The sequence below is a fragment of the Ancylomarina salipaludis genome, from assembly GCF_004122035.1.
Classification (GTDB): domain Bacteria; phylum Bacteroidota; class Bacteroidia; order Bacteroidales; family Marinifilaceae; genus Ancylomarina; species Ancylomarina salipaludis.
On record NZ_SAXA01000031.1, the window covers coordinates 1 to 3,382 of the forward strand.

A 3,382-nucleotide genomic window follows, 5' to 3' on the forward strand; every position below is an offset into this window, starting at 1 on the left:
GAACCCGTCAACCCGCAAGGGGTATGACTGAACCTCTTATTGCCATTTTTTTTGATGTTTACGAGATGGGAAAAACAAAAAAATGCCGTAAATTGGGCTTGTATCAAGGTTTATGCATTACATAGCAGCGCGTGTTAGCAGTTGTAATTATTTTTTTAAAGACTTCTCAATTTCAGCTTTCTCTACGTCAGAAAACATTAAGTCATTTATGTCAAACTCGTTTGAAACTGGATAAATTCCATTCATTTTGTAGTACGATTTACAAAAATATGAGACAACCCTGTCAGTATTAGCTTGAGATTCAAGTGATTTAATAATTTCATTCAGTTGACTTTCTTCAAAATCATTTTCAATATAAAATGACTTATCAATTTTATATTTAGATTCCGTACTAAGTATTATTTTTTGATTTTCAGATAATTTAAAAGTTGTCCTTGAAGGCATTTCACATTCAAATTCCGCATTTTCCTGTCCCTTTGAATTTAAGTAATATTCTATGATTGTATTATTGTCAGGATATTCATATTTTATCCAAACGCTCACATAGCATAAATGAGTGTAATCCAATGTTCCATTCTTGAAGAACTTCAGTTCAATTACTCTATTTTGATTATCCACAGTCTCCTGCACATAAGCTGAAGGTAAATTGGCTTTGTTAATATTCCACTTTTTGATGTGAATGTCTGAAGCTGTCTCATAAAATTCATGATAAAAAGTCTTTGTCTGTCCGAGACAAATAAAACCTATTAAAACAAAAAATAATACTAAAGCTGAACTTCTCATAATCGCGATTTTCAAAAATAATTATTACTGCTAACGGTATTGCTAAATTTTGTTGGGGATTAAAACCACTTTTCTATCTCTCATTTCTAGTTTCCTAAGAGATAGAAAGCATCTTATAAGCTACTTTAACCCCAATTGAATTTAGCTTTTGTTATGTACTTTTATTTTTAAAGCCCCTTTGTTTGTATCCCACCCATAACGGGCTCTTAAAAACAAGTCTATTTTAGGAAATTCATTCTCCATCTAAAATAGATAAAAGGCACTGTTAAACTCTTTATTCCTTTCTAAACTCCTTTATTTTGTTTGATCTTATGAGCTTTAGATTTGTCTAAGGCAGCGTCATATCAAACTATAAATGGCTGAGTCCTTTATACAAAACAAGACCTCAACTCTCCAAGTTCCTTTCTTAAAAGAACAAGTGTAATTAGCTGTTATTCAACATTAATCCATGTCAAGCTATTGACATTCATCTTGAAAAACAGTAACTTATCCAAGTCTTAGTTAACGATACTAGTCGTTTGAAAGAGCGATCTTTCACGGTAGCACCGAATAAGACTTGAACAATGCTACGCATTGCCTCTCTTGTCCTTTTACTCCTTAAGGAACTTTCCCCAACGTTTTGTCTCAGCCGTAAATAAAGAGGGTTTTATCTCTCCATAAAGAGCTTAATGGTACATAACGGTTAGTATAAGAAATGTAAGTGATTTCGAAGCACTTACCTGTCAATTTGCACTGAGCCAAATGTGCGATTAGACATAAATTTAGTATTTTAAACCAACCCGTCAAATCGCAGATTTGGCGGAGCTGATTAAATGCGCAAATGTTCCATAACTCACTGAACCACTTATGTTTTTTATACATTGTTGTGCCCAGTTGTTTATCCTCCTAATAACGAACGCAAAGGAGATAAGAATTTCTTCCATAATACTTTTATTGGATGTTCCCATTTTTCAATTTCTTGTTCCCATTCATTAATTATGGTCTTAAATTTTTCTTTGTCATGTTTAAGATTAATTCCTTTTTCAATTTCATAATATATTCTTCTATGAAATGGAGATGCAGCTTTAATGTGTGCATTAAAATCATTAATAAATCGAGGTATTGTAGGTTCAAACACAGAAAACTTAGCAATATCTTCTTCAAGCAATTTTTTGCCTAACTGAAATCTATATTCTTTGAGCTCTTGAACCTTGTCAGTAAGGTAATTTTTATAGTCATGCATAATACGCTTTTGTATAAAGGCATATTCAAAGATTGTATTTATTTTCCAAAAGAATCTTAATGCTGATTTATTAGTTCTTTCATTAGAAAAATTAACTAAAAGACCTTGTGGATTTATTTTAAAATACTCATTAGATTCTTCATCAATAGAAAATTTTTGATTTTCTCCTTTCAATACATTGTCCAACTCAGAGGCTATATTATCAAAATGCTTAATTGATGTTTCAATAGTTATTCTTGTTGATGGAATACTATTAGAATCAAAGAAAGATTCTAATATGGATTTCTTAACATTGTTCAATATCTCACTCAAAGGTAATTCTCCAAACTTACTTCGCCATTTCCAATTTTTATTATTTCTATTTAGCCTTGTTTCTTTTAGGATTGTTTTAATGTTTTCTGATGTTTTAGAGTAATCAATGTTTAAAGCAAAGCTTATTACAATATAACCAAACGGATAAATATGAGTATGAACTTTCCCTGTTGCAATGCATTTACCATTAATAATACATTTAATTGGAAGACTCTTCGCTAATTCAAAATACAGATAATTATGTCTTTGGTCATCTAATTTAGCATTATAACCAAATAGGTTCCACTCATCCCAATCTTCATCTATTTCAACTAAATTCTGTAGTGGGGCTTCTGGATTATTATATTCTTCTCTACCTCCTAAAAACTGAGCTAATAATTCTCTTTCACAACATCCAGAACTTGACAATCTCATACTTTTTGGATTAAAAACAATTAATCCAAGGTTTTTTATAAATGGAAGAGATTGAGTGTTTTCCTGAAAAGGATTTAAAATATTTAATCTGTGCTCTCTAAAACAGTAGTTGTTGTTAAAGAGTTTATTTAAATGAGGTCTCATATTCCTATTATCCCCTAAGGGAATTTTATTCATAGAGAATATTGCATTGTGAACGATATATAAATTTGTTTTATCCATACAAATAAAAAAAGTTAGGGAGAAAACTAAGGGCTAACCTTAAAATTCGACTCACCTCACACGGCTTTACCGCTCCCTAACATATTTTACTAAGTTAACATTTATTGTTCAGTTTTTCAATTGGGCACAACGGATGGCGCTATGTAACGTAGGCACCTTAGTTGATTTATGTTTTAAATTTTATAAAAAGGAAAGGTAGCGATTTTAGAATTACATTTAACTATAACTATTCTAAAAAAGCTACCTTGCCGTTGCTCATTAAAAGCACAAAACCTTCGAAAACCCGCTACCCGCCTATGTTATATGAGCCACTATGATAATGCATAGGCCTGTGTTCACCTTCTTTTGACAGAAGGGACACATAGTTTTAAATTTGTATTAGTACCACACAAAAACAACTAGGGCCTATGCGAACACAAGTTATTAAAA

The 3,382-nt window shown here is 31.3% G+C and carries 2 protein-coding genes; both read right to left on the bottom strand.

The features are described from left to right. Positions 1–147: 147 nt before the first annotated feature. A complete protein-coding gene (locus tag EO244_RS16690; RefSeq protein WP_129255824.1) occupies positions 148–783 on the bottom strand; it encodes a hypothetical protein in 636 nt (211 codons plus the stop codon). An 877-nt stretch (positions 784–1,660) separates the two neighbouring features. Then, positions 1,661–2,953 carry a hypothetical protein gene (locus tag EO244_RS16695; RefSeq protein WP_129255825.1) on the bottom strand — a complete coding sequence of 431 codons (1,293 nt, stop codon included), beginning with the start codon at positions 2,951–2,953 and terminating at the stop codon, positions 1,661–1,663. Between the last annotated feature and the right edge of the window lie 429 nt (positions 2,954–3,382).